The 21,299-nt window shown below is 39.6% G+C and carries 24 protein-coding genes; 16 read left to right on the top strand and 8 right to left on the bottom strand.

Annotated features, from left to right (window positions below; genetic code table 11):
• The 4 genes from A6M13_RS12950 (at window position 1) to A6M13_RS12935 (ending at window position 3,314) form a co-directional block, all read left to right on the top strand.
• Entirely contained in the window at window positions 1-1,113 is a 1,113-nt protein-coding gene (locus tag A6M13_RS12950; RefSeq protein WP_066547143.1) for a cysteine protease StiP family protein, read from the top strand.
• The gene (locus A6M13_RS12945) at window positions 1,110-1,907 is read left to right on the top strand and encodes an HAD family hydrolase (RefSeq protein WP_066547140.1); all 798 of its coding nucleotides are present in this window, start codon (window positions 1,110-1,112) and stop codon (window positions 1,905-1,907) included. Before A6M13_RS12950 ends, A6M13_RS12945 begins: the two co-directional genes overlap by 4 nt.
• Before the next feature lie 22 nt (window positions 1,908-1,929).
• Window positions 1,930-2,559, top strand: coding sequence for a TerD family protein (locus tag A6M13_RS12940; protein ID WP_066547137.1), 630 nt, complete (start codon window positions 1,930-1,932; stop codon window positions 2,557-2,559).
• Window positions 2,560-2,621: 62 nt separating this feature from the next.
• A complete protein-coding gene (locus A6M13_RS12935) occupies window positions 2,622-3,314 on the top strand; it encodes a VWA domain-containing protein (protein ID WP_066547135.1) in 693 nt (230 codons plus the stop codon).
• 44 nt (window positions 3,315-3,358) lie between these two features.
• Here the strand turns inward: A6M13_RS12935 and A6M13_RS12930 are convergent, their stop codons facing one another.
• The 4 genes from A6M13_RS12930 to thiD form a co-directional block, all read right to left on the bottom strand.
• Window positions 3,359-4,711, bottom strand: coding sequence for a YjiH family protein (locus A6M13_RS12930; protein WP_066547133.1), 1,353 nt, complete (start codon window positions 4,709-4,711; stop codon window positions 3,359-3,361).
• A gap of 613 nt (window positions 4,712-5,324) precedes the next feature.
• A complete protein-coding gene (gene bshB2 / locus A6M13_RS12925; protein ID WP_066547131.1) occupies window positions 5,325-6,005 on the bottom strand; it encodes a bacillithiol biosynthesis deacetylase BshB2 in 681 nt (226 codons plus the stop codon).
• A 14-nt stretch (window positions 6,006-6,019) separates the two neighbouring features.
• Window positions 6,020-6,370, bottom strand: a complete 351-nt coding sequence (locus A6M13_RS12920) for a YojF family protein (protein WP_066547129.1) — start codon at window positions 6,368-6,370, stop codon at window positions 6,020-6,022.
• Window positions 6,371-6,550: 180 nt separating this feature from the next.
• The gene (gene thiD, locus A6M13_RS12915) at window positions 6,551-7,396 is read right to left on the bottom strand and encodes a bifunctional hydroxymethylpyrimidine kinase/phosphomethylpyrimidine kinase (RefSeq protein WP_066547126.1); all 846 of its coding nucleotides are present in this window, start codon (window positions 7,394-7,396) and stop codon (window positions 6,551-6,553) included.
• Between the two features lie 118 nt (window positions 7,397-7,514).
• Between thiD and A6M13_RS12910 the strand changes: the two genes are divergently transcribed.
• From A6M13_RS12910 to A6M13_RS12885, 6 genes are all read left to right on the top strand, one after another.
• The gene (locus A6M13_RS12910; RefSeq protein WP_066547123.1) at window positions 7,515-8,186 is read left to right on the top strand and encodes a uracil-DNA glycosylase; all 672 of its coding nucleotides are present in this window, start codon (window positions 7,515-7,517) and stop codon (window positions 8,184-8,186) included.
• A 61-nt stretch (window positions 8,187-8,247) separates the two neighbouring features.
• Window positions 8,248-8,421, top strand: coding sequence for a uracil-DNA glycosylase (locus tag A6M13_RS12905; RefSeq protein ID WP_066547121.1), 174 nt, complete (start codon window positions 8,248-8,250; stop codon window positions 8,419-8,421).
• The gene (locus A6M13_RS12900; RefSeq protein WP_066547118.1) at window positions 8,418-8,690 is read left to right on the top strand and encodes a YwdI family protein; all 273 of its coding nucleotides are present in this window, start codon (window positions 8,418-8,420) and stop codon (window positions 8,688-8,690) included. Before A6M13_RS12905 ends, A6M13_RS12900 begins: the two co-directional genes overlap by 4 nt.
• A 21-nt stretch (window positions 8,691-8,711) precedes the next feature.
• Window positions 8,712-9,086 carry a DUF423 domain-containing protein gene (locus A6M13_RS12895; protein ID WP_066547114.1) on the top strand — a complete coding sequence of 125 codons (375 nt, stop codon included), beginning with the start codon at window positions 8,712-8,714 and terminating at the stop codon, window positions 9,084-9,086.
• A gap of 140 nt (window positions 9,087-9,226) precedes the next feature.
• Window positions 9,227-10,384 carry a M20 family metallopeptidase gene (locus A6M13_RS12890; protein WP_066547101.1) on the top strand — a complete coding sequence of 386 codons (1,158 nt, stop codon included), beginning with the start codon at window positions 9,227-9,229 and terminating at the stop codon, window positions 10,382-10,384.
• A 176-nt stretch (window positions 10,385-10,560) separates the two neighbouring features.
• A complete protein-coding gene (locus tag A6M13_RS12885; protein ID WP_066547093.1) occupies window positions 10,561-10,752 on the top strand; it encodes a hypothetical protein in 192 nt (63 codons plus the stop codon).
• Between the two features lie 345 nt (window positions 10,753-11,097).
• Here A6M13_RS12885 and hemQ read toward each other — a convergent pair whose 3' ends face one another.
• On the bottom strand, window positions 11,098-11,847 hold the full coding sequence (hemQ, locus tag A6M13_RS12880; RefSeq protein WP_066547086.1) for a hydrogen peroxide-dependent heme synthase: 750 nt from the start codon (window positions 11,845-11,847) through the stop codon (window positions 11,098-11,100).
• A 133-nt stretch (window positions 11,848-11,980) separates the two neighbouring features.
• On the opposite strand from hemQ, the gene lipL reads away from it, so the two are divergent.
• The 4 genes from lipL to A6M13_RS12860 all read left to right on the top strand — a co-directional run bounded on the left by lipL (window position 11,981) and on the right by A6M13_RS12860 (window position 16,344).
• Window positions 11,981-12,817 (top strand): octanoyl-[GcvH]:protein N-octanoyltransferase, encoded by an 837-nt coding sequence (gene lipL, locus A6M13_RS12875; protein ID WP_066547083.1) that lies wholly within the window; start codon window positions 11,981-11,983, stop codon window positions 12,815-12,817.
• 123 nt (window positions 12,818-12,940) lie between these two features.
• Complete coding sequence (locus A6M13_RS12870) at window positions 12,941-13,168, top strand: YuzB family protein (RefSeq protein WP_066547081.1); 228 nt, start codon at window positions 12,941-12,943, stop codon at window positions 13,166-13,168.
• A gap of 113 nt (window positions 13,169-13,281) precedes the next feature.
• Window positions 13,282-14,985: a collagen binding domain-containing protein gene (locus A6M13_RS12865; RefSeq protein WP_066547080.1), complete on the top strand. Its 1,704-nt coding sequence runs from the start codon at window positions 13,282-13,284 to the stop codon at window positions 14,983-14,985.
• Window positions 14,986-15,057: 72 nt separating this feature from the next.
• On the top strand, window positions 15,058-16,344 hold the full coding sequence (locus tag A6M13_RS12860; protein WP_066547078.1) for an HD domain-containing protein: 1,287 nt from the start codon (window positions 15,058-15,060) through the stop codon (window positions 16,342-16,344).
• Between the two features lie 21 nt (window positions 16,345-16,365).
• Here A6M13_RS12860 and A6M13_RS12855 read toward each other — a convergent pair whose 3' ends face one another.
• Both A6M13_RS12855 and A6M13_RS12850 read right to left on the bottom strand, forming a co-directional pair.
• The gene (locus A6M13_RS12855) at window positions 16,366-16,956 is read right to left on the bottom strand and encodes a class A sortase (RefSeq protein WP_066547075.1); all 591 of its coding nucleotides are present in this window, start codon (window positions 16,954-16,956) and stop codon (window positions 16,366-16,368) included.
• Between the two features lie 164 nt (window positions 16,957-17,120).
• Entirely contained in the window at window positions 17,121-17,306 is a 186-nt protein-coding gene (locus A6M13_RS12850; RefSeq protein WP_066547070.1) for a 2-hydroxymuconate tautomerase, read from the bottom strand.
• Between the two features lie 69 nt (window positions 17,307-17,375).
• Between A6M13_RS12850 and A6M13_RS12845 the strand changes: the two genes are divergently transcribed.
• A complete protein-coding gene (locus A6M13_RS12845) occupies window positions 17,376-17,891 on the top strand; it encodes a YwhD family protein (RefSeq protein ID WP_066547069.1) in 516 nt (171 codons plus the stop codon).
• Between the two features lie 55 nt (window positions 17,892-17,946).
• On the opposite strand, the gene A6M13_RS12840 is transcribed toward A6M13_RS12845, so the two are convergent.
• Window positions 17,947-20,040: a transglycosylase domain-containing protein gene (locus tag A6M13_RS12840; protein ID WP_083998356.1), complete on the bottom strand. Its 2,094-nt coding sequence runs from the start codon at window positions 20,038-20,040 to the stop codon at window positions 17,947-17,949.
• Between the two features lie 268 nt (window positions 20,041-20,308).
• Between A6M13_RS12840 and speB the strand changes: the two genes are divergently transcribed.
• Window positions 20,309-21,181: an agmatinase gene (gene speB / locus A6M13_RS12835; protein ID WP_066547068.1), complete on the top strand. Its 873-nt coding sequence runs from the start codon at window positions 20,309-20,311 to the stop codon at window positions 21,179-21,181.
• Window positions 21,182-21,299: the final 118 nt, after the last annotated feature.

Genomic DNA, 21,299 nt, shown 5'->3' with positions numbered 1-21,299 from the left:
ATGACAACAAAATTTCAACCAGATGTATTAGGAAGCTATAAAACGGAGGATGTTCTCTTTTTATTACGTGATATTAGCCACATTGAAATTGAACGTGATACGACGGAGCGAGAGCAACTGATTCAAACAGGTACGCATTATGCAGAAATGTTACCAGTAGAGTTTCAGCCAGGTGAACAGTATATGGAGCTATTTCATACGACATTGCATGAGTATGCCGAACGCATTGCGATTGCAGTAGGTGTTGTCGCCGAGCAAATTGTTAAAAATCGTGGTACGGAACATTTAGTACTTGTGAGTTTAGCGCGCGCAGGTACACCGATTGGCATTTTAATTAAGCGCTATATTGAAAAAACGTATAATGTGACAGTGCCGCACTATTCAATTTCCATTATTCGCGATCGTGGTATTGATGAAACGGCGATTGATTACATTTTTGCGCAACATGAACAGGCCGATATTCAATTTATTGATGGCTGGACAGGGAAAGGTGCGATTACACGCGAATTAAAGGAAGCATGTGATACATATAATCAAGCACATACACAGCACATTAATCCTGATTTAGCGGTACTTGCTGACCCTGGACATTGTGTGGAAGTGTACGGCACACGTGATGATTTCTTAATTCCATCTGCTTGTTTAAATTCAACGGTATCAGGGCTTGTTAGTCGTACCGTATTAAATACAGCATTTATTGAAGAAGGTGACTTCCACGGTGCAAAATATTATCGTGAGTTTAGCGACCAAGATGTTTCGAATTACTATGTCGATGAGGTGACGAAACACTTTGAAGCGGTACGTCCGCAAATTCATGCGCAAGTAACGCAACTTTTAGCATACGACCGCACACCATCATGGCAAGGGATGAAGAGTGTAGAAGCGATCAAAGAGCGTTATGACATTGCAAAAACGAATTATATTAAACCAGGTGTTGGCGAAACGACGCGTGTGTTATTACGTCGTGTACCATGGAAGATTTTAGTGAATCCGAAATTTGATAATGATTTAACACATATTCGTTTATTAGCAGCAGAGCGTAATGTACCGATTGAAGTTTATGAGGACATGGAGTATTCGTGCTGTGGCTTAATTAAGGATGTGACAGTATGAAATTATTTACATCAGATTTAGACCGTACGCTTATTTTCTCACACCGTACGATTGGTGATACGACTGACTGCACATGCATTGAATATTTAGATGGGAAGGCACAGTCCTTTATGTCGAATCGTGAAATGGCACTATTACAAGATTTAACACAGTCTGCCTATGTTGTGCCAGTTACAACACGTTCGCAACTACAGTATGAGCGTATTTCATTTTTCCAACAGCAATTAATCCCGCAGTATGCAGTTGTCGCAAATGGAGGGATTGTGTTTAAAGATGGTCAGCGTGATGCGCAGTGGGATGAAATCGTGCAACAATCATTTGCCGATTTATTGCCGATAACATCATTTAAAGAGCGCTTTACACTTCATCGTCAACGTGAATTCTTTTTACGTGAGTACGAAGTGGAAAACTTATTTTATATGTTAGCTGTTGATGAAGCCGCATTGTGCCACGATAGTTTAGGTGAATTTCAGCAAGAACTAGAGCAGGAAGGGTGGGTATCGTATTTACATGGTCGTAAGTTTTATGCATTGCCGAAAAGCTTAACGAAAGAAGCGGCAGTTCATTATGTACGCGACCAATTACCACATTCTTGTCATATTGCTGCAGGGGATTCAATGATGGACTTAGGTATGATGCAAATTGCCGATATTGGTTATACGCCGAAACATGGTGAAGTATATGCACATTACGGTGAAGATGCACCTGTTAAAGTAGTGTTAAAAGAAGGTGCGGCATTCGCGGAAGATATATTACAGAAAATTTTGACAATTGAGGGATGTAAGGTAAAATAAAGCTAAAGGGGGCAGATATGTTGTGGTAAATTTGAATAAAGTTGAATTGACGAAAAAAGGACAGTCCATTAACTTAACAAAAGGTAGTCAGTCTCTAGGTGAAATTCATATTAATTTAAATTGGGAACAGCAAGCAGCACCGCAAAAAAAGGGCTTTTTATCTTCATTACTTGGAAGTGGGAAAACACAAAATGTTGATTTAGATTTAGGCTGTTTATTTGAACTGACAGACGGCTATAAAGGCTGTGTTCAAGCACTTGGCAACGCGTTCGGTGATTTTAATAATGCGCCGTATATTCATTTAGATGGTGACGACCGGACAGGAGAAGTGTCTAACGGTGAAAACTTACGTATCAACGGCAAAAAAATCGCTGCGATTAAACGCGTATTAATTTACGCATTTATTTATGAAGGTGCTGCCAATTGGTCACAAGCAAATGGTGTTGTGACATTGAAATATCCAGGTGGTGCTGATATTGAAGTGCGTTTAAATGAACATCAAGACGGTAAAATTATGTGTGCGATTGCAATGATTGAAAATGTGAAAAATGAAACGTTTCGTGTGGAACGTTTAGTTGAATATTTTAATGGTCATCAAAATATGGACCGGCATTATCAATGGGGAATGCAGTGGCAGGCAGGTTCAAAATAAAAAATGGAGGAGCGGTGTATCGATACATGCTCCTCTTTTTAGATAATGTTGAGGTGATACGTATGCAACAAAAAAGACAAACAGCTGCTCAATTTTTGAATGGGCATGAATTGCCGCTATGTGATGTAGTTATTGGGCTTGATATTAGTGGTTCAATGACGGAATTATATCGGGACGGTGTGGTGCAACAATTTTTAGAAGATTTATTAGCACTTAGTCAGTTTATTGACGCAAATAAGCAAATTGATATGTTTGTATTTGGCAGCGATAGTTACCGTGCTACGTTACTAGACGAAGACAATATAGAAGGTTATGTATATCGCGAAATTATTCGGATGTTTGAAGTGGAATCTTCAACGAAATATGCACCACTAATGAAAAACATTGCGATACATTTTTCACTGTATCAGGAGGAAGTAATTAAAAAGGGATTTAGTAAAAAGTATATTGGACAAGTGCTTCAAACGACACGTGAAGTTCCTATATTGGCGTTTATTTTAACGGATGGCAATAATTTCGACCAACGTGAAACGACAGAGGTATTAACATTGTTAGAGCATCAACCGATTTATTGGCAGTTTATCGGCACGGGTGAAGAAAGCTTCCCATACTTACAAAAAGTACAACATCAATTTGGCAATATTAATTTCACATATGCGAAGCATCTTGGTGAAATCGCGCAAACATCATTGTATGAGTCAAGTATAGAGGGGTATAAACATTGGATATCGAGTACACAAAAAATTTCACGCTAACGTAAAATCCCGTACACGCAAAGGCGCATGTACGGGATTTTTATTTAAAAGATTAAATGTGCGATACCAGCGATAATCGGTAACGAAATAATTGTACGTAATAAGAAAATAACGACTAAATCTTTAAAGTTGATTGGTAATTTCGTTCCTAAAATTAAGCCACCAATTTCAGACATATAAATCAGCTGTGTTACAGATACTGTTGCGATAACGAAGCGCGTCATTTCTGATTCAATACCTGCTGATAAAATGGCTGGTAATAGCATATCTGCAAAGCCGACCACCATCGTTTGACCAGCTGCAGCGGCTTCAGGAATATTTAAGAATGCTAAATAGTATTCAAAGGGTGTTCCTAAAATTTTAAAGATAGGTGTGTATGTTGCTAAAATTAATGCGATTGTACCAAATGCCATTACGACAGGAGCTACTGCAATCCACATATCTAGCACGTTTTTAAAACCGTTAACGACAAGTTTACCTAAGTTACGGTTCGCTTGTGCTTTTGTTAAGGCATTTTCAAGACCGTATGATAAAACTGTATGACCTTTTGGTAAATCTTCACGCTTTTTATCGGCAGGTTGACCGTTAATGTACGTATCTTCCTTGCCACGAAGCGGGTAAAGACGTGGCATTAATAATGCTAAAACGATACCACATAACACAATTGTTCCATAATATTGCGGGAAGTATTGGGATAAGCCAACCTCTTCTAAAATAACGATACTAAATGTGATCGAAACTACTGAGAATGTTGTGGCAATAATGGCAGCTTCACGTTTTGTGTAATTGCCTTCCTCATATTGCTTATTTGTTAATAATACACCGATTGTCCCATCGCCAACCCAAGACGCTAACGCATCAATTGACGCGCGACCAGGGATTTTAAACAATGGACGAACAATTTTGACCATCATCGAACCGAAAAACTCTAATAAACCGAAATCTGTTAAAAGAGGAAGAACGATGCCTGCGAATAAGAAAATAACAAATAGGAATGTAACTAATCCACCACCACCAGCGAATAATAAGGCTCCAGTGTCACCACTTGTAATCATTTCTGGACCAAAGCCAAAGTAAACCATTGCGGCAAAGACAAATGCTAGTACACGTGTAATTATCCAGAACCAATGAACACGGAATAATTGGTCTGAAAACGTACGTTGCGCGGGCTCAGGTGTAAATAATTTAAATAACGAGCCAATTGCAGCAACGGCAAAAATTAATAAGGCAAATGGTTCAATCAAATCGACAACGATACCATCTAACCAACTTGCTAACATCGCAATGGGTACTTTCCATCCTTCTTCTGTTTTCAGTGGCGTCATAAATAAAAACGCACCTAAAATTGACGGGATGATAAAGTATAGCCAATTGCTTACGCTATAACTTTTCTTCATTTATATAACCTCATTTATTGTTTTATTGAATATTTATTCATGATAGCTATTTTGCATACATTTGTCTAGAGATTTAGAAGAATACAGTCTTTTCAGTTAATTATGTGGTGTATGCATTGGAGGATTCGATATGTATAAGGGTGTGAATAATGAGTAATAACGTCTTTATACACTTCTGAGTGAATATCGTATACAAATTTTATACATTAATTATTGAATTAATATACAGCGTCATGCAATGTTTTATAGTAAGTTATTTGGTGTTTTCCATTTTGGTGTTTTCTATTTATACAATTATGCATACTGTTATGCAGTTGTTTGAAATATGTAGTAAACATTACAACAATGTGAACAAGCTAGATATAAAAAACGAGGCTGGGACAGAAGGGTAATTCAAATCAATCTCAACGATGTTCGATGATAAATATTTGATACGTCGTCGTTAAATGAAGAGCGGACTTCTAGCGGGACAGTACGAGCGAGAGACTACAGGCTCGAGCCGTACCGCAGAAAAGCCTACTCGAAAATTTACGACGACGAAAGCGGAAAAGTGTTAGGAGAAATGACGAGATTTCTCCTAACACTTTGTTTTGTCTCAGCCTCGCTTCGATAATTATGCGTCTAAAAAGTCATTTAATACGTAAAATGCTTCTGATTTTAACCAGCTTTCAGTCATTGTTGAACCATCATCGACACGTTTTTTCGTTTCTTCCATCATCCAAGCCGTTTGAGACGCGTGTGCTTGAAGTGCTGCAACTTTATTGTCCATAACGTCTGAAATATCGACTTTAATTGGCGGTAAACCAACTTCGTCAAATGTGTTGTTCGCAAAGCCTACTGCAAGTACAGTTGGACGCTCTGCTACTGGCATGCGACGCACTGCTTCACGCACCGCACGAGCCGTTGCTTCATGGTCAGGGTGCACTGAATAGCCCGGTAAAAATGTAATCATTAGTGAAGGGTTTAGCTCTTCGATTAAATTTGTCACAAGCTGGATCATCTTTTCATCATCTTCAAATTCAATCGTTTTATCACGTAAGCCCATCATACGTAAATCTTGAATACCCATCGCTTCACATGCTTGCTTTAGCTCGGCACGACGAATTTCTGGTAATGATTCACGCGTTGCAAAAGGGGGGTTCCCTAAGTTGCGCCCCATTTCACCTAATGTTAAACATGCGTATGTAACAGGAATGCCGCGGTTTGTCATTTGACGAATAACACCGGCGCAAGAAAATGCCTCATCATCAGGGTGAGGGAATACGACTAATACTTGACGTTCATCTACAAACATCGTAAAACCTCCTTTTAATAAGCGAACGGTGTTTCACTAATTTGTAGTGCAACCGCAAGCTTTCCTTCATAATCTAAGCCCGCCATTAATAAGCGGCCTTGTTCATCCACTTCATAGTGCGTAATGCCTTGTGCATAAACCCAACCATGTGCAAGCTTTAAGCCGACACGGTGTGGTGAGTCGCTCACAATTTTCCCTAACTCGTAGCGAAGTTGGACATTGCGAATAAACGCACCTGCATTAAAGAACTTTTCGTTAAAATGAGTGGCATAAGAACCATTTGTTGTTTCTAAGTGGATAAAGACATCTTTGTTGGCAAAGCTGTCGATAAGTTGTTGTAAATGTTGTTGGTTAACTGCTTCCATCGTTTGTCTCCTTTCGACAAGTTGTGCATCTATTATAACAAAGTGTGTTTCAGTAGAGAGAGTATTACGCTTGAAAAATATGGTGCTGGCAAAAAAGAGTTGGGACAGCAACTGAGAGTGCGTCAGGCAAAAAGAAACATCCTTCAGCAACGACAACTGCTGAAGGATGTTTTTTGCAAATTATGCGTGTTGTGCTTCTAGCTTTGTAATTGTGACAGCAGGAGCGCCGTAGCGTGATTTCGCGCCATGCATAACAGGTCCAACGAAATCATTTAAAGCCCAGCCGTGTTGAATAGCAGCGGCGACAAATTCCTTCGCTTCAAATACTGCTTCGTCAATGCTTAAGCCATTTGCTAAATTGGCTGTAATCGCTGCAGCAAATGTACAGCCTGCACCGTGATTCCATGTTGTGGCAAACTTTTCTGTCTCCAGTAAATAGAAGTCTGAGCCGTTATAAAATAAATCAACGGCTTTATCGTGTTGTAATGCTTTACCACCTTTAATCACAACGGCTTTTGCGCCTTTTTGCACAATTTGTTGAGCCGCTTTTTGCATATCCGCTAATGTTTTTGGTGTGCCTGTACCTGCTAGCTGACCTGCTTCGAACAAGTTTGGCGTAATCACCGTTGCATATGGTAGTAAGTAGTCAATCATTGCTGTTGTATTGCCGGGATTTAATACTTCGTCGTCGCCTTTACATACCATTACTGGGTCAATGACAACATTTTTCGTTTGAGCGCGTTGAATGGCGTCGCTTGCTAATTTGATGATGTCTTCAGATGCGAGCATACCTGTTTTAATCGCATCAATACCTGTAGAAATTGCCGTATCAATTTGTGCTTGTAATAATTCAGTAGGAAGTGCGTCTACTCGGTGTGACCATGTTTTTGGGTCCATCGTTACAACAACTGTTAATGCAACCATTCCGTAAGTACCGTGTTCTTGGAATGTTTTTAAATCCGCCTGCATCCCTGCGCCACCTGATGTGTCTGAACCTGCAATTGTTAATGTCTTTTTTAAACTCATGTATAAACCCTTCTTTCCTTCAAGTACAATATAGTAAGTACAAGTATAAAAGTAAACTGACAATATAAAAATAGTCAGAAAACGAAATTTTAATAAGGTCAGAAGGGAACGATCGCAAATGAAGCAAATTTTTCAAAATGATTGGCAAGCTGTATTAGGAGAAGAATTTCAGAAGCCTTACTATTTACAGCTCCGTGAATTTTTAAAGCAGGAATACGCGACACAAACCATTTTTCCGCAAATGAATGATTTATGGAGTGCCTTTCATGTAACGGCGTATGAAGATGTTAAAGTTGTTATTTTAGGGCAAGACCCTTATCACGGACCGGGGCAAGCACACGGCATGAGCTTTTCCGTGAAACCTGGTGTGCCTCAACCACCAAGCTTGAAAAATATGTTAAAAGAGCTACAAGCTGACATGGGCTGTGACATACCAAATCATGGCTCGTTAATGTCTTGGGCAGAACAAGGTGTATTATTGTTAAATACAGTGCTAACGGTACGCCAAGGTCAAGCACATTCACATAAGGATAAAGGGTGGGAAATCTTTACTGATACCGTGATTGAGAAGTTAAGTGCCCGTGATGAGCCAATTATTTTTGTGTTGTGGGGAAGACCTGCACAGCAAAAAGAACGTTTAATTGATACAACGAAGCATATGATTTTAAAAGCACCACATCCAAGTCCATTAAGTGCGCATCGAGGCTTCTTTGGGAGTAAGCCCTATTCACAAATTAATGCCTTACTACAGCAAGCCGGCAAACAGCCAATTGCTTGGTGTTTGTCATAAAGTGCTCACTTTCATCTAGCAACAGAACATGGTACATTCAATAAAGAAAGAAGGCGAGATTATGCAAATTAATTGTTTTAAATGCGTTCATATGAAAATTACATGGGAGCCTGCGCATCCACGTGCTTGTACGGCATATGGCTTTAAAACGGCACAAATCCCTTCTGTTGTCGTTAAGCAATCATCAGGTATGGATTGTATGAAATTTACACCGAAACGAGGTGCAACAACATGATTTCAAAAGAGACATTACTACAAGAAATTACACGACAAGTAGCCGCTGCACAAGCCGGCAATACACAAGCTACACGTGAAGCATTAACGGCGATTCGTTCGTTATGTGATGTGGCACTCCGTAGTGAGCAAGTTGCATCACAATCAGTAACGCAACCGATGCAACCTGTACAACAGGCAGTACCAGTTATGCAGCAAGTATCATCATTATCAGCGACGAAGCGTGTAGAAGAAGATGGCGCAAATGGCGATTCCATCTTTGATTTTTAATGATAGGAGGACGATAACAACATGAAAAAGGCAATTATTGCGGGAGCTGCACACGGTTTTTTAGCAGTAGCATTAGGGGCGTTCGGTGCCCATGCATTAGAGGATGTACTGGATGAATATTCAACAGGCATTTGGGAAACGGCCATTCAGTACCAAATGTTTCATGCGAGCGGTTTAATTTTAATCGGTATTTTAATGAGTGTATTAGGCGCGAGTAAGCAGCTAACATGGGCAAGTCGCTTCATGCATGCAGGTATTTATTTCTTTTCAGGAAGTTTAATTGTATTAGCATTATCGGGCATCGGTGTATTAGGTGCGATTACGCCAATTGGTGGCGTGCTATTTTTAGCTGCATGGACATTGGTCATTATCGCAGCTGTGAAATCAGCAAAATAAATATGAAAAAGTCACACAGCGATGGTATCGTAGGTGTGGCTTTTTTTGTCGAGACAGTTGTTTCATAAGTATTTAAGGCGTATAGTATGCGTAATTACGTGTACAATAAATGAAGAATAACGATTAAAGGGGGAGCTTATATGCTACAACAATTATTAGAGCAAGGTTATGAGGAAATGGTGGCCATTCGTCGTCATTTACATATGTATCCAGAATTATCATTCCACGAAGTACATACACCTGCGTACATCGCCAATTATCACCGTGAATTAGGCTTAGAGGTTCGTGAAGGTGTCGGAGGTCGAGGGGTTGTCGCAACATTACGTGGCGCGAAGCCGGGAAAGACAGTCGCAATTCGTGCGGACTTTGATGCCTTGCCGATTCAAGAATTAAATGATGTACCATATAAATCAAAAAATGATGGTGTTATGCATGCATGTGGTCATGATGGGCATACAGCGATTGCACTTGGTTTAGCGAAAGCGCTTGTGAAAATGCAAGATGAATTAACGGGCAATGTTGTGTTTATCCACCAATTTGCTGAGGAAATTACGCCAGGTGGTGCGATTGCAATGATTGAAGATGGTTGTTTAGAAGGCGTTGATGTTATCTTTGGGACGCATTTATGGGCACCGATGCCACTTGGGGAAATTCAAGTACGAGAAGGGGCGATTATGGCTGCTGCTGATGCCGTCAATATTCATATTCAAGGGCGTGGTGGACACGGCGCTGAACCGCATCAAGCGGTTGATGCGGTATTAGTCGGTGCACAGTTCGTGACAAATACACAAGCGGTTGTTGCGCGTAAAGTAGACCCGTTAAAGCCAGCTGTATTTTCAGTCGGTCATTTTGAAGCGATTAACTCGTTTAATGTAATTGCCGATACAGTGCAGCTAAAAGGAACAGTTCGTACGTTTGATGCAGATGTTCGAGATGTGATGGAGCGCGAAATTGAAGCGGTGTTAAAGTCGGTATGTGATGCAAATGGTGCTACATATACGTATGATTATGTACGCGGGTATCCACCGGTCGTTAATCATGCGGCAGAAACAGCATTTGTCGCAAATATTGCACAGCAATATGCCACAGTTAGCACGACACCACCAATGATGATTGGCGAAGACTTTGGTTACTATATGGAGCATGTACCGGGAACGTTCTTCTTTACAGGTGCGAAAAATCCAGCATGGGAAGCGGTATATCCACATCATCATGCACGTTTTGAATTTGATGAGCGTGCAATGCTAATCGCTGCCAAAACGCTTGGAGATGCAACACTACAATATTTAGCACAATAATGGGCACGACAGCCTGTACTTATTTTTGCGTAATATTTAGCATCTAGTACAATGAAACTTGCGCTTAAACTTAATTTTGCAATAACACTCCTTCTGACGAAAAATCTTTATGTGAAAAGTACTTTGAAATAATATATAGTGGTACAAGGAATTTGAAAGAAGGAGTTCTTGTACACATGAAATCGAATATTAGTATTTTATTTAGCATTGTTATGGGCGCAGTTTTGGCATATATGATTGGTAATTTTTACGGTATTACGCCGCCAATTTATTTATTGATTGTTTTAGTCGCACTGGGATTATTTATTCAAACGATTATTTTTCTACTGCAATACGAAGATCCTGAAGAAGCAGACTTGCATAAGTGAAATAACATTATTCATAGAGCAAGAGATATAAGGCTGTTCTCAAAAAGTAAAAAGAGTCCGAGACAGAACCTTATTTCTGATGAACATGAGTTGTTTAAGAGGATAAGAAATTGCGGGTGCGTCTCGACACAAGCGGCGACTTCAGCAGGAAAGCAATGTTTTTCTGTGAAGAGGTACATCAGGAGCATGAGACTTTTAAGCGAAATATCGTGTTTGCGCCAAGCCATACCTGCGAAACGCGTCTGCTATATAGTGTAGCACCAAAAGCACAAAAATATCCTTCAGCAGTTGTCATTGCTGAAGGATATTTCTTTTTGTCTCATTCTTTTTTTAGTGTTTCTACCATTAAATTGTTAAAAACTTCGTTAATTTTTCGTCATCTAAAATATTACCTACGAAGAATGAACCGAATTCGCCATAGCGAGCTGATACTTCGTCGAAACGCATTTCGTATACTAATTTTTTGAATTGTAATACGTCATCTGCAAATAATGTTACGCCCCACTCGTGGTCATCGAAGCCGATAGAACCAGAAATGATTTGTTTTACTTTACCTGCATAGCCACGACCGATCATACCATGTGAGCGCATTAATGATTTACGGTCATCCATACCTAACATGTACCAGTTGTCATTCCCTTGGCGACGTTTGTCCATTGGATAGAAGCACACGTATTGTGAGCGAGGTAGCTCAGGGTATAAACGAGAGCGTACATGTGGATTTTGGTAAGGGTCTTCATTTGATTCGCCTGCTAAGTAGTTTGAAAGCTCTACTACTGATACGTAAGAGTATGCAGGGATTGTGAAGTCCGCGATTTTTAATTTATTAAATTCGGCTTCAAGCTCTTGTAGCTCATCCATTGTTTCACGTAATGTCATTAACATGAAATCTGCTTTTTGACCAACGATTGAGTATAAAGCATGTGCACCTGTTTTAGCTACATCTGCTTCGTTCACTTTTGCTAAGTATGCTTTAAATTCAGCGACAGCTTCTTCACGTTCTGCTGCATCTACTAACTTCCAAGAAGCCCAGTCGATTGAACGGAAATCATGTAATACATACCAGCCATCTAATGTAATTGCTGCTTCATTCATAATTGAAACGCTCCTTTAAATTGAGAATTATTCACATCCATAGTGTAGCATAAATTAAAAATACAAAGCGCCTGAAAAGCTTTTCAAGTCGTGGCGAATTTGTGTATGCTTAAAGTGATAAGGAGCGAATATGATGACAACTTTAAACTTACAGCGCCCAGTTTGGCGTTTTATAGACCAATCTGTAACGAATATATCGAAATCGCCATTAGAGTCCTTTGCGGCCGATGATACATTATGTGAAGCGGTAGGGGCTGGGCATTCACCGTGGACGATTCGAACGTGGGTACATAATCAATCGGTTGTGTTAGGTATTCAAGACCACCGACTACCGTTTATTAACGAGGCAATGCAGTTTTTAGAAACGAGAGAATATACGCCGATTGTCCGCAATTCGGGCGGATTGGCAGTCGTACTCGATACGGGTATTTTAAATATCTCATTAATTATGAACGAAGAAGAAAGCCGCATTGATATTGATAGTGGTTATGACGCGATGGTGGCACTTATTCGTTTATTGTTCCCGGAAGTTGCGTCGCGCATCGAAGCGTATGAAATTGTTGGTTCGTATTGTCCAGGGAGTTTTGATTTAAGTATTGATGGTAAAAAGTTCGCCGGTATTTCACAACGACGGATGAAAAAAGGTATCGCCGTACAGATTTATATATGCATTGAAGGAAATGGGCAGGAACGAGCGGCATTAATTCGTGATTTTTACGAGGTAGGTTTACGCGATGTAGCGACGAAGTTTCAATATCCGGTTGTTACGCCACATGTGATGGCATCACTAGAACAACTGATGGATATGCCTATTACCGTTACAGAAGTGATGTACCGTCTAAAACAAGTCGTGCAGGAGCTTTCGACAGAAGTGGTGCGCTATGAGCCGTTTCATGATGAGGAAAATGCACGTTATCTGTACTATTTAACAAGGATTTTTGAGCGTAATTCGAAAATGTTAAACATATGAACAAATGTTGAACAGGACGACTAGGCGAAACACTTCTTTTATACAATGGCGGTTGAAAGTCAATGTCACATTACGGTAAAATAGCATACTGTATATGAGAACTAAAAAGGAGTTGTAACCGCCATGGCAAACGAGTTTAAAGTGTGTGATGAGTGCCAAGCCGTCAACTTAAAAACATTAATTCCAAAGTTAAAAGAGATTGATGCAGACGCAACGATTGAAATTGGTTGCCACTCATACTGTGGGCCAGGTCGTAAAAAAACATTTACATTCGTCAATAGCCGTCCTGTTGCTGCCTTAACAGAAGAAGAACTAATGGAAAAAGTAAAAGCAAAATTGAAAATGATTTAAGTAAAGTGTATTCGAATTTATTCGGATACACTTTTTTGTTTTTGTCTCCTTTAGTGGTAATAATAAAGATTTTATTTTTAGAAATAAGTGAAAAGTCTTGTTAAGGAGTATTTATGTTTAGAAAACTGAATGTCTTTGTCTTAACATTTTTCGTGTTAGTACAAAGTTTCATTATGCCGTTTTCTGCCTCGTCATCAGCCTATGAATCAGTCTTTATGGGCGCAGCAATGGCAGCCGCAGAAGCGAATAATGAAGAAGTGAGTAATGATGCATCAGAAGACGCCACCAATAAGGATGACGAACAAACTGCTAGCACATTTGCGAGTAATGAAAAGATTGACTTAAGTTTTGAGAAGTTGATCTATAACAACAGAGAGATAACTTCGCAAGCAGATGCAGCGGGCGTCAAGCCAAAAGCAGATGAGCGTGTACAATTGTTTTACACATTTGCAACGCAAAAGATGCTCGCTGGTGAGCAGTTCACATTTAAGTTGCCACAGCAATTACTGCTCTATGATGAAGTAGCGTTAAGTGGTGATATTAAAATTGGGGGCGAGCGTTACTTTACGTATGTGACAAACAAAGAAACACGTGAAGTGACACTTACAGCAATAGATTTTATATTTGAAGGAATTGAAGGTGGCATTGATTTTAGCGCAGTGTTTGGCAATTTTGTAACGCAAGATTTGAATCAAACATTAGAAGTACAGATGCCAGGGAAAGAGTCACTAAAATTAGAGTTTGTGTTTGAACCGAAAGTAAGCAGTCAAAATATTTCTAAAGAAGGTAAATTACGCACAGATGAAAACGGTGTGAAGTTTATTGACTGGGAAGTATGGTTTAACTTAAAAGGTGCAAATATTAATAATGATTTAACATTTACGGATACGTTAGGGGAGGGGCATGTATTAGTGCCAGCAACGGTAAACGTATCAAAAGCAAATGTAAAATCATCATTAGAAGGTGTCACAGTTGATGGAGCGGAAGAGCCTGTTATTACAAATGGCTCAACACTACAATTTACTGTGAATCCACAAGGCACTAAAGCTGTAAAAGTGACGTACACAACAAGAATTGACCGTATAGCTGATGAAGAAGTAGAGAAATTTACAAACGCAGTAAAAATTACACGTAATGGAACAGCACCAGGCGCTGACTGGGAAGTTTCAAAGGAGGTAGCTGTTACTTACGGTAAACCTTTAGCGAAAGCGCAAGTAGGCGGCGATAAATACGAAGCGAATTGGAAGATTGAATTCAATAAGCTTGGGAAAGTTGTACCTCAAAACACAACGATTACCGATACAATTGCTGCAGATAACTCACATATCGTAGCGAAAGATATTGTCTTAACGAAATATGTACAGCAAAAAGGTGAGTGGGTATATGAAGACTTATTAGAAATAGGTACTGACTATACAATTACTTTCTCAGAAGACAAGAAGCAATTCGTGATTACGTTATTACATGCTGATGCGATTTACGCTGTAGATGTTACATATAAAACATATACAACGGATGAATTTATTAAAGCATCAGGCGCTGTAAATAACGTAGTAGAGACGACATTACAAGATTCTTCACAGCAAAACTACAAAGTATCGACGGGCTTTAGCTACCCAGAAGGTATTGGTACAAAGCAAATTACTGATATTGACTATGCAAACCGTACGTTAGAATGGCGTGTAGTATTCAATACAGAGGGGAAAGAAGTAAAGAACTTTACAATTGCTGACCAATTCACAAACGGATTAGCGTTAGTGCCGTATAGTGATGGTGAATACTTTAAAGTGACGCAGACAAGGTCTTATGCGGGATAGTATTCCCGCATAAGGCTTTTTGTTTTGAAGAAGGATAGCTTATAATAAAAGAAAGAAGAGGAGGCGAATGACATGACGACATACGGTGAACAAAAATTACAAGAAGAAAAAGTATTTAAAGACCCAGTACATAGTTATGTACATGTGCGTGACCAAGTGATTTGGGATTTGATTAGTACACGCGAGTTTCAACGTTTGCGTCGAATTCGTCAGCTGGGCACAACATTTTTAGTATTTCACGGGGCAGAACATACACGCTTTAATCACTCATTAGGTGTTTATGAATTGATGCGTCGTATTGTAGACGACCGATTTAGCGGGCGCGATGAATGGGACGCTTCTGAAAGGCTTGTCGTTTTATGTGCAGCACTATTGCATGATTTAGGGCATGGGCCGTTTTCACATGCATTTGAAAATGTGTTTGAATTAAATCACGAAGAGTATACACGCCATATTTTACTAGGGGACACAGAAGTAAATGCGGTGTTACGTAAAGTAAGTGAGGATTTCCCACAAAAGGTGTCACAAGTAATTGAAAAGAAATATGCGAATCCGCTTGTCGTTAGCTTAATTTCAAGTCAAATTGATGCAGATCGTATGGATTATTTGCAGCGAGATGCTTATTATACAGGTGTTAGCTATGGGAACTTTGATTTGGAGCGTATTTTAAGAGTTTTGCGTCCGTCAAAAGAGCAGGCTGTTATTAAATATAGCGGTGTACATGCAGTTGAAGATTATATTATGTCGCGCTATCAAATGTATTTACAAGTATATTTCCATCCTGTGTCGCGCAGTGCAGAGGCAATTTTAAATCAAATATTACAACGTGCGAAGCGTTTATATAAAGAAGGGTATGCATTTGAGCTCATGCCAAAGCCATTTATTCCATTCTTTGAGAAGAAAATTGAAATTGCAGATTATATTGCACTAGATGAAAGTATTTTATTAACGTATTTCCAGTTATGGATGCATGAAGAAGACGATGTACTACGCGATTTATGTACGCGCTTTGTGAATCGCCGTTTATTCCAGTATAGTGACTTAAATGTAGAAGTGGAAAAAGAGCGTTATGTTCGACTGCAACAATTGTTTCAGGATGCAGGAATCGACCCAGCTTATTACTTATTATCGGATTGCTCATCGGATGATTTTTATCGAACAACAGCAAAGCAAGAGCCGATTATGATTTTAATGCCAGATGGACAATTAAAGGAATTAACAGAGGTATCGCTTATTGTCGATGCGGTTGCAGGAAAAATCGAGACGGACCATAAAATTTACTATCCGTTAGAAGAAATTGAAGCAATCACAAATACAGGATTGCGTGATGAGATTTTAACATTGTTAGAGCGCGCATAAAAAAACGAGGCTAGCGAAGCGCTAGTCTCGTTTTTTCGTGTGGTTTTGCTGTAATTGAAACGCGTCTTTCATTTCTTGTGTGGCATCGTCAATAGCGGTTGTCGCCGTCAGTTCAGCTTGAATATGCAAACGTTCTTCTCCGTCGAATGCACATGTAATAAGGGTTAATAGCGTTTTATTTGGTATGTCATCAAGTACATACGTAGCTGTAGGAGGAATGACTTCTGCAACTGTAATTTCATATGTGTAGACATGCGTTAAATCGGTTAAATAAACAGCATCCCCAATTTGTGCGTGATGCAGAGGGCTAAATAACACATCTGTACCTTCATTGTGACTAGCAAGCGCGTAATTTCCTTTGCCTAATTGTTGGTCTGCCTTTAATGTACCAGCACCTGTTGCGAGTACGGTTTCACTGACACCTTTTCCAATAGGGAGATGTAAGTTTACCGATGGAACGGCAATTTGGCCGATAACAGACACGTAACTCGCCATACTTTGTAATGAAAAAATATCCCCTAGTGTTAACGACTCTACGCTATCAAAATCAAAAGAAGCTTCGGTTGCGTTATTCGCTAACATCGTATCTGCATCTAATGGTCGATTGTCCATTACTTCTTCGGATGCTTTTTTTATAAGTATGCTTGTATTGGTTCATTAAAGATAAGCGCAATTCCAAAAAGACATACGAAGAACAGCGTGGAATTAATGAGTATATTCTTTATGTTCATAATAAGAAAAGAGCTGCTTGTTTCGTAAGCAGCATCTCCTTTACATTATTTATCGCTTGCACGTACACCCGCGTTGGCATAATGTGCTTTTTGCATTTCTTCGATGATGATTGTAATACTCTCTTTTGGTGCATTGACTGTTTTTGACACGGCAGCTGTTACTTCTTCGACAAGTGCACGTTTTTGGTCATCTGTACGACCCTCGATCATTTTTACGGTAACGATTGGCATGGAACTGTACCTCCAAAGTAGAATAATAGTGTATATTGATTATAATAGCGTATACGGAGGGATTTTTATATGACAAATGAACAAAAACCAAAACAAAAACTCGGCTTTACGATTATTAAGAATGACCCGACAGACGGCCATAAAGGTTTCGGCATTGGCTCGTTATCGTTAGAAAATATTAGCCCAGTTATTATTGATGTTGAAGAGGAGCGCGCATTTGTAGATATCGGTGCAATGCATGCACGTAGCGATGTTGAGCGCGGTATTAAATTTACGATGAACCGCGAAGACTCAGAAGGCGGCAAGGCGTATTGGCTTGTATGGGTAACGATTGAGCAATTGCCACAGGGCGCTTATTTTGCAGGCGTAACAGCGTGTGAAATGGTCGTAAATCGTGAGAAACGTCGTGGCTATAAAATTTTAGCAGACCATGTTAACCGTATGGACAAGTCGATGAAGCGTAAAATTATGGTCGACAATATGGATGATGTTTCGAAAAAAGTGTTAGCGGACTTTTTACAATCACATGATGTGACGGTTTGGGAACGTAGCAGTGATGAACTAAAGCAAGCACTAACAGTATAAATAATAGGAAATAACCACATGCGGATTTTCCGCATGTGGTTATTTTTATAGACAATTAGTCAAAAATATTTAACCAGTCCCACCAACTATTGCCATCCTGTTCTTTTGGCTCGATATATTTATCAATTGCGGCACAGCCTTTTGTTGGCTCTTCGCCGACAGTTACATAAACAGTCGCAGTCGCGCCGGTGCAATGTTTATTTGCTAGTTTGCCACTACTAATTTCTACATCTACAGCCGTCACACTAGAAGGAGCAGGGAACGGTTTCGGATCTGTGCCACGATGAACGCTTTCCATAAACTGTGCCCACACTTCTTTTGTAGCAGCACCGTCATTTGTCACATCGAGTACGCCTTCATCAAAACCATTCCAAACACCTGCCGTAATGGATGGGGAGTAGCCAATCATCCATTGGTCGGCATCTGTTGTTCCAGATTTCCCTGCATATGGGCGTGTTAGTTTATTTGCGAGCGAAGCTCCTGTTGCATATAAATAGGTATGATAATCTTTGTTAAACATACCTGTCATCATGTGCGTTAATAAATACGCATCTTTTTTCGGAATGACTTGTCTAGCTTCCTTGTCTTGTGATGCTTCATAAAGAACATTGCCATGTTCATCGGTAATTTTCATAATGGTTGTCGGTGTAACAGCCTGTCCATTGTTCGCAACGGTTGCATAAGCAGCTGTTAGTTTTTGAAGCGTAAGATTGGTAGTTCCAAGTGCTGATGACGGTACATGACTAATTTCTATACCTAGTTTAAAATCATCGAGTGTACGTTGAAACGCTTTATAGCCAATATCGTCCAATGTTTTCACAGCATAAACATTATCAGAAATGGCAACAGCTTGTGCCATTGAAATCTCATCACCATATTTACCATTAATGTTTCGCGGTGTGTACTCTTTTCCATCATATTTAATCGTTGTTTGTGATACATCGACAAATGTCAGTGGGGAGTAACCGTGTTGCAATGCAGATGCGTACAATAAAGGTTTCATCGTTGAACCAGGTTGTCTTTTCGCCTGCGTAACGCGGTTGAATTTACTGTCTGCATAACTGCGTCCACCAACGAGCGCTGTAATATAGCCCGTCTTGTGATCCATGCTGACAAAGCCGACTTGTAATGCGTTTTTTGGCATTTGGTCGATTACGGCCTTTTCTGCCGCATTTTGATGTACTTTATTGAGTGTTGTCGCGATTTCCCAGCCGCCCGTATCAATATTTAAGCCTAACTCTTCTAAAATGGCACTTGCTTCAACCCAAGCTGTATCTAAAAAGTACGGTGCTTGTGAGTTAGCCACTTTCCATTCATTGTTTTTAAGCGCTACTGGTTGAGCGGCTGCTGTTTGGTTTTCCTCCGCTGTAATATAGCCTTCCTCTTCCATCAGTTGTAAAATCAAATGCTGGCGGTTCGTTGCGCGTTCGAAGTCAGCAACCGGTGAATAATACGTAGGTCCTTTTGGAATACCTGACAACATCGCTGCTTCAGAAAGTGTCAAATCGTTCGCTGATTTTCCGAAGTAGAAGCGACTAGCTGCTTCTACGCCGTACATACCATGACCATAATAAACAGTATTTAAATAGCCTTCTAAAATTTCATCTTTTGAATAAAACACTTCAAGTCGGTACGCATACAGCGCCTCGTTAATCTTACGTGTCCATGTTTTTTCATGTGATAAATAAAGGTTACGTGCATATTGCTGTGTTAATGTACTAGCTCCTTGGGCTTTGCCACCCGATTTTACATTTTCAATAACAGCAGCGCCGATACGTTTTATATTAAAGCCATGATGTGCATAAAAGTTTTGGTCCTCTACAGCAATTGTTGCATCAACAATATGTGGGGAAATATTATCAAGCTTCACCCAATAACGACGCTCACTTGTGTAGTGGTCACCAATTTGCTCGCCTTCTGCATTTAAAAACACTGTTGCTTTTGGAACGGTCAGTGGTGGAGCGCCGGCAATTTGTGCATAAATACGCAACGAAATTAACGCGCTCACAATTAAAATAACAATGCCAAGTAAGGCGAGGAGTACACGGTGTTTGCGCTTGGACTTTCGCTTTTTCACACGTGACGTTGATTGCTCTGGAGATTCAGGTGTCGCTTCATTGGCGACGCCTTTTTCTAGCTCATTCTCCATGCTACATCACCTCATCTATTAAAATTTACTGTACAAAAAATTAAGAAAAAGTTTATAATTATACATTTTTTTCACAACAAAAACGCTTGCACTTTACTTAAAAACAACTATACTTTTTTTGTACCGCATTAACATATACGCTTTCGTTTTATGAAAAGTTTCGCAACGAAAGATTACGTTTAAGTAAGGTAGTATAAACGGAAAAGTAATGACGCATCAAGCACTTTGTTTGCTGCATACGAAATTGAATGAATAGGTGGAAAAAATTATGCGTTTTGATGAAACATATTCAGGTAACGTTTTTATTAAAAGTCATCCAACTTATGAAGATGCAAAGGCTGTTCTTTACGGAATGCCAATGGACTGGACAGTAAGCTATCGTCCTGGCTCACGTTTTGGTCCTGCTCGTATTCGAGAAGTATCAATTGGTCTAGAAGAATATAGCTTCTATTTAGACCGTGACTTAGAAGACGTGAAGTTTTTTGATGCAGGTGATATTCCGTTACCATTCGGAAATCCAGCGAAATCGTTAGAAGAAATTAAAACATTCGTACGCAAAGTGTTAGCGGATGGTAAAGTACCAGTGGGCATGGGTGGCGAACATTTAGTCGCGTTACCAGTAATGGAAGCGGTATATGAAAAATACCCAGACATGGCAGTGATCCATTTTGATGCACATACCGATTTACGTACGGATTATGAGGGCGAAGAATATTCACACGCAACGCCAATTCGTAAAATCGCAGACCAAATCGGACCACATAATGTATATTCATTTGGGATTCGCTCAGGCTTAAAAGAAGAATTACAATGGGCAAAAGAAAATGGTATGCACATTTCATTATTTGAAGTGTTAGAGCCATTAAAAGAAGTATTGCCAACATTAGCAGGTCGCCCTGTTTATGTAACGATTGATATTGACGTATTAGACCCAGCACATGCACCAGGAACGGGTACAGTCGATGCAGGTGGTATTACATCAAAAGAATTATTGGCTTCAATTCATGCGATTGCAGGCTCTGATGTAAATGTTGTTGGTTTTGACTTAGTGGAAGTATGCCCAGTATATGATCACTCTGAAATGACGGTCAATGCAGCAGCGAAATTTATTCGTGAAATGCTACTTGGTTGGGTGAAGTAAAAACATTAAATAGTAAAATGATGAATGAAGAAGGTAAATTGCTTTAGGCAGTTTATCTTCTTTTTTTATATTTAATTTAGTTTGTGAATGATTATGTAAAAGTCTTTTTCGGACGTCG

Source organism: Caryophanon tenue (genome assembly GCF_001700315.1).
Taxonomy (GTDB): domain Bacteria; phylum Bacillota; class Bacilli; order Bacillales_A; family Planococcaceae; genus Caryophanon; species Caryophanon tenue.
This window is presented reverse-complemented; position numbering and strand designations above follow the sequence as displayed.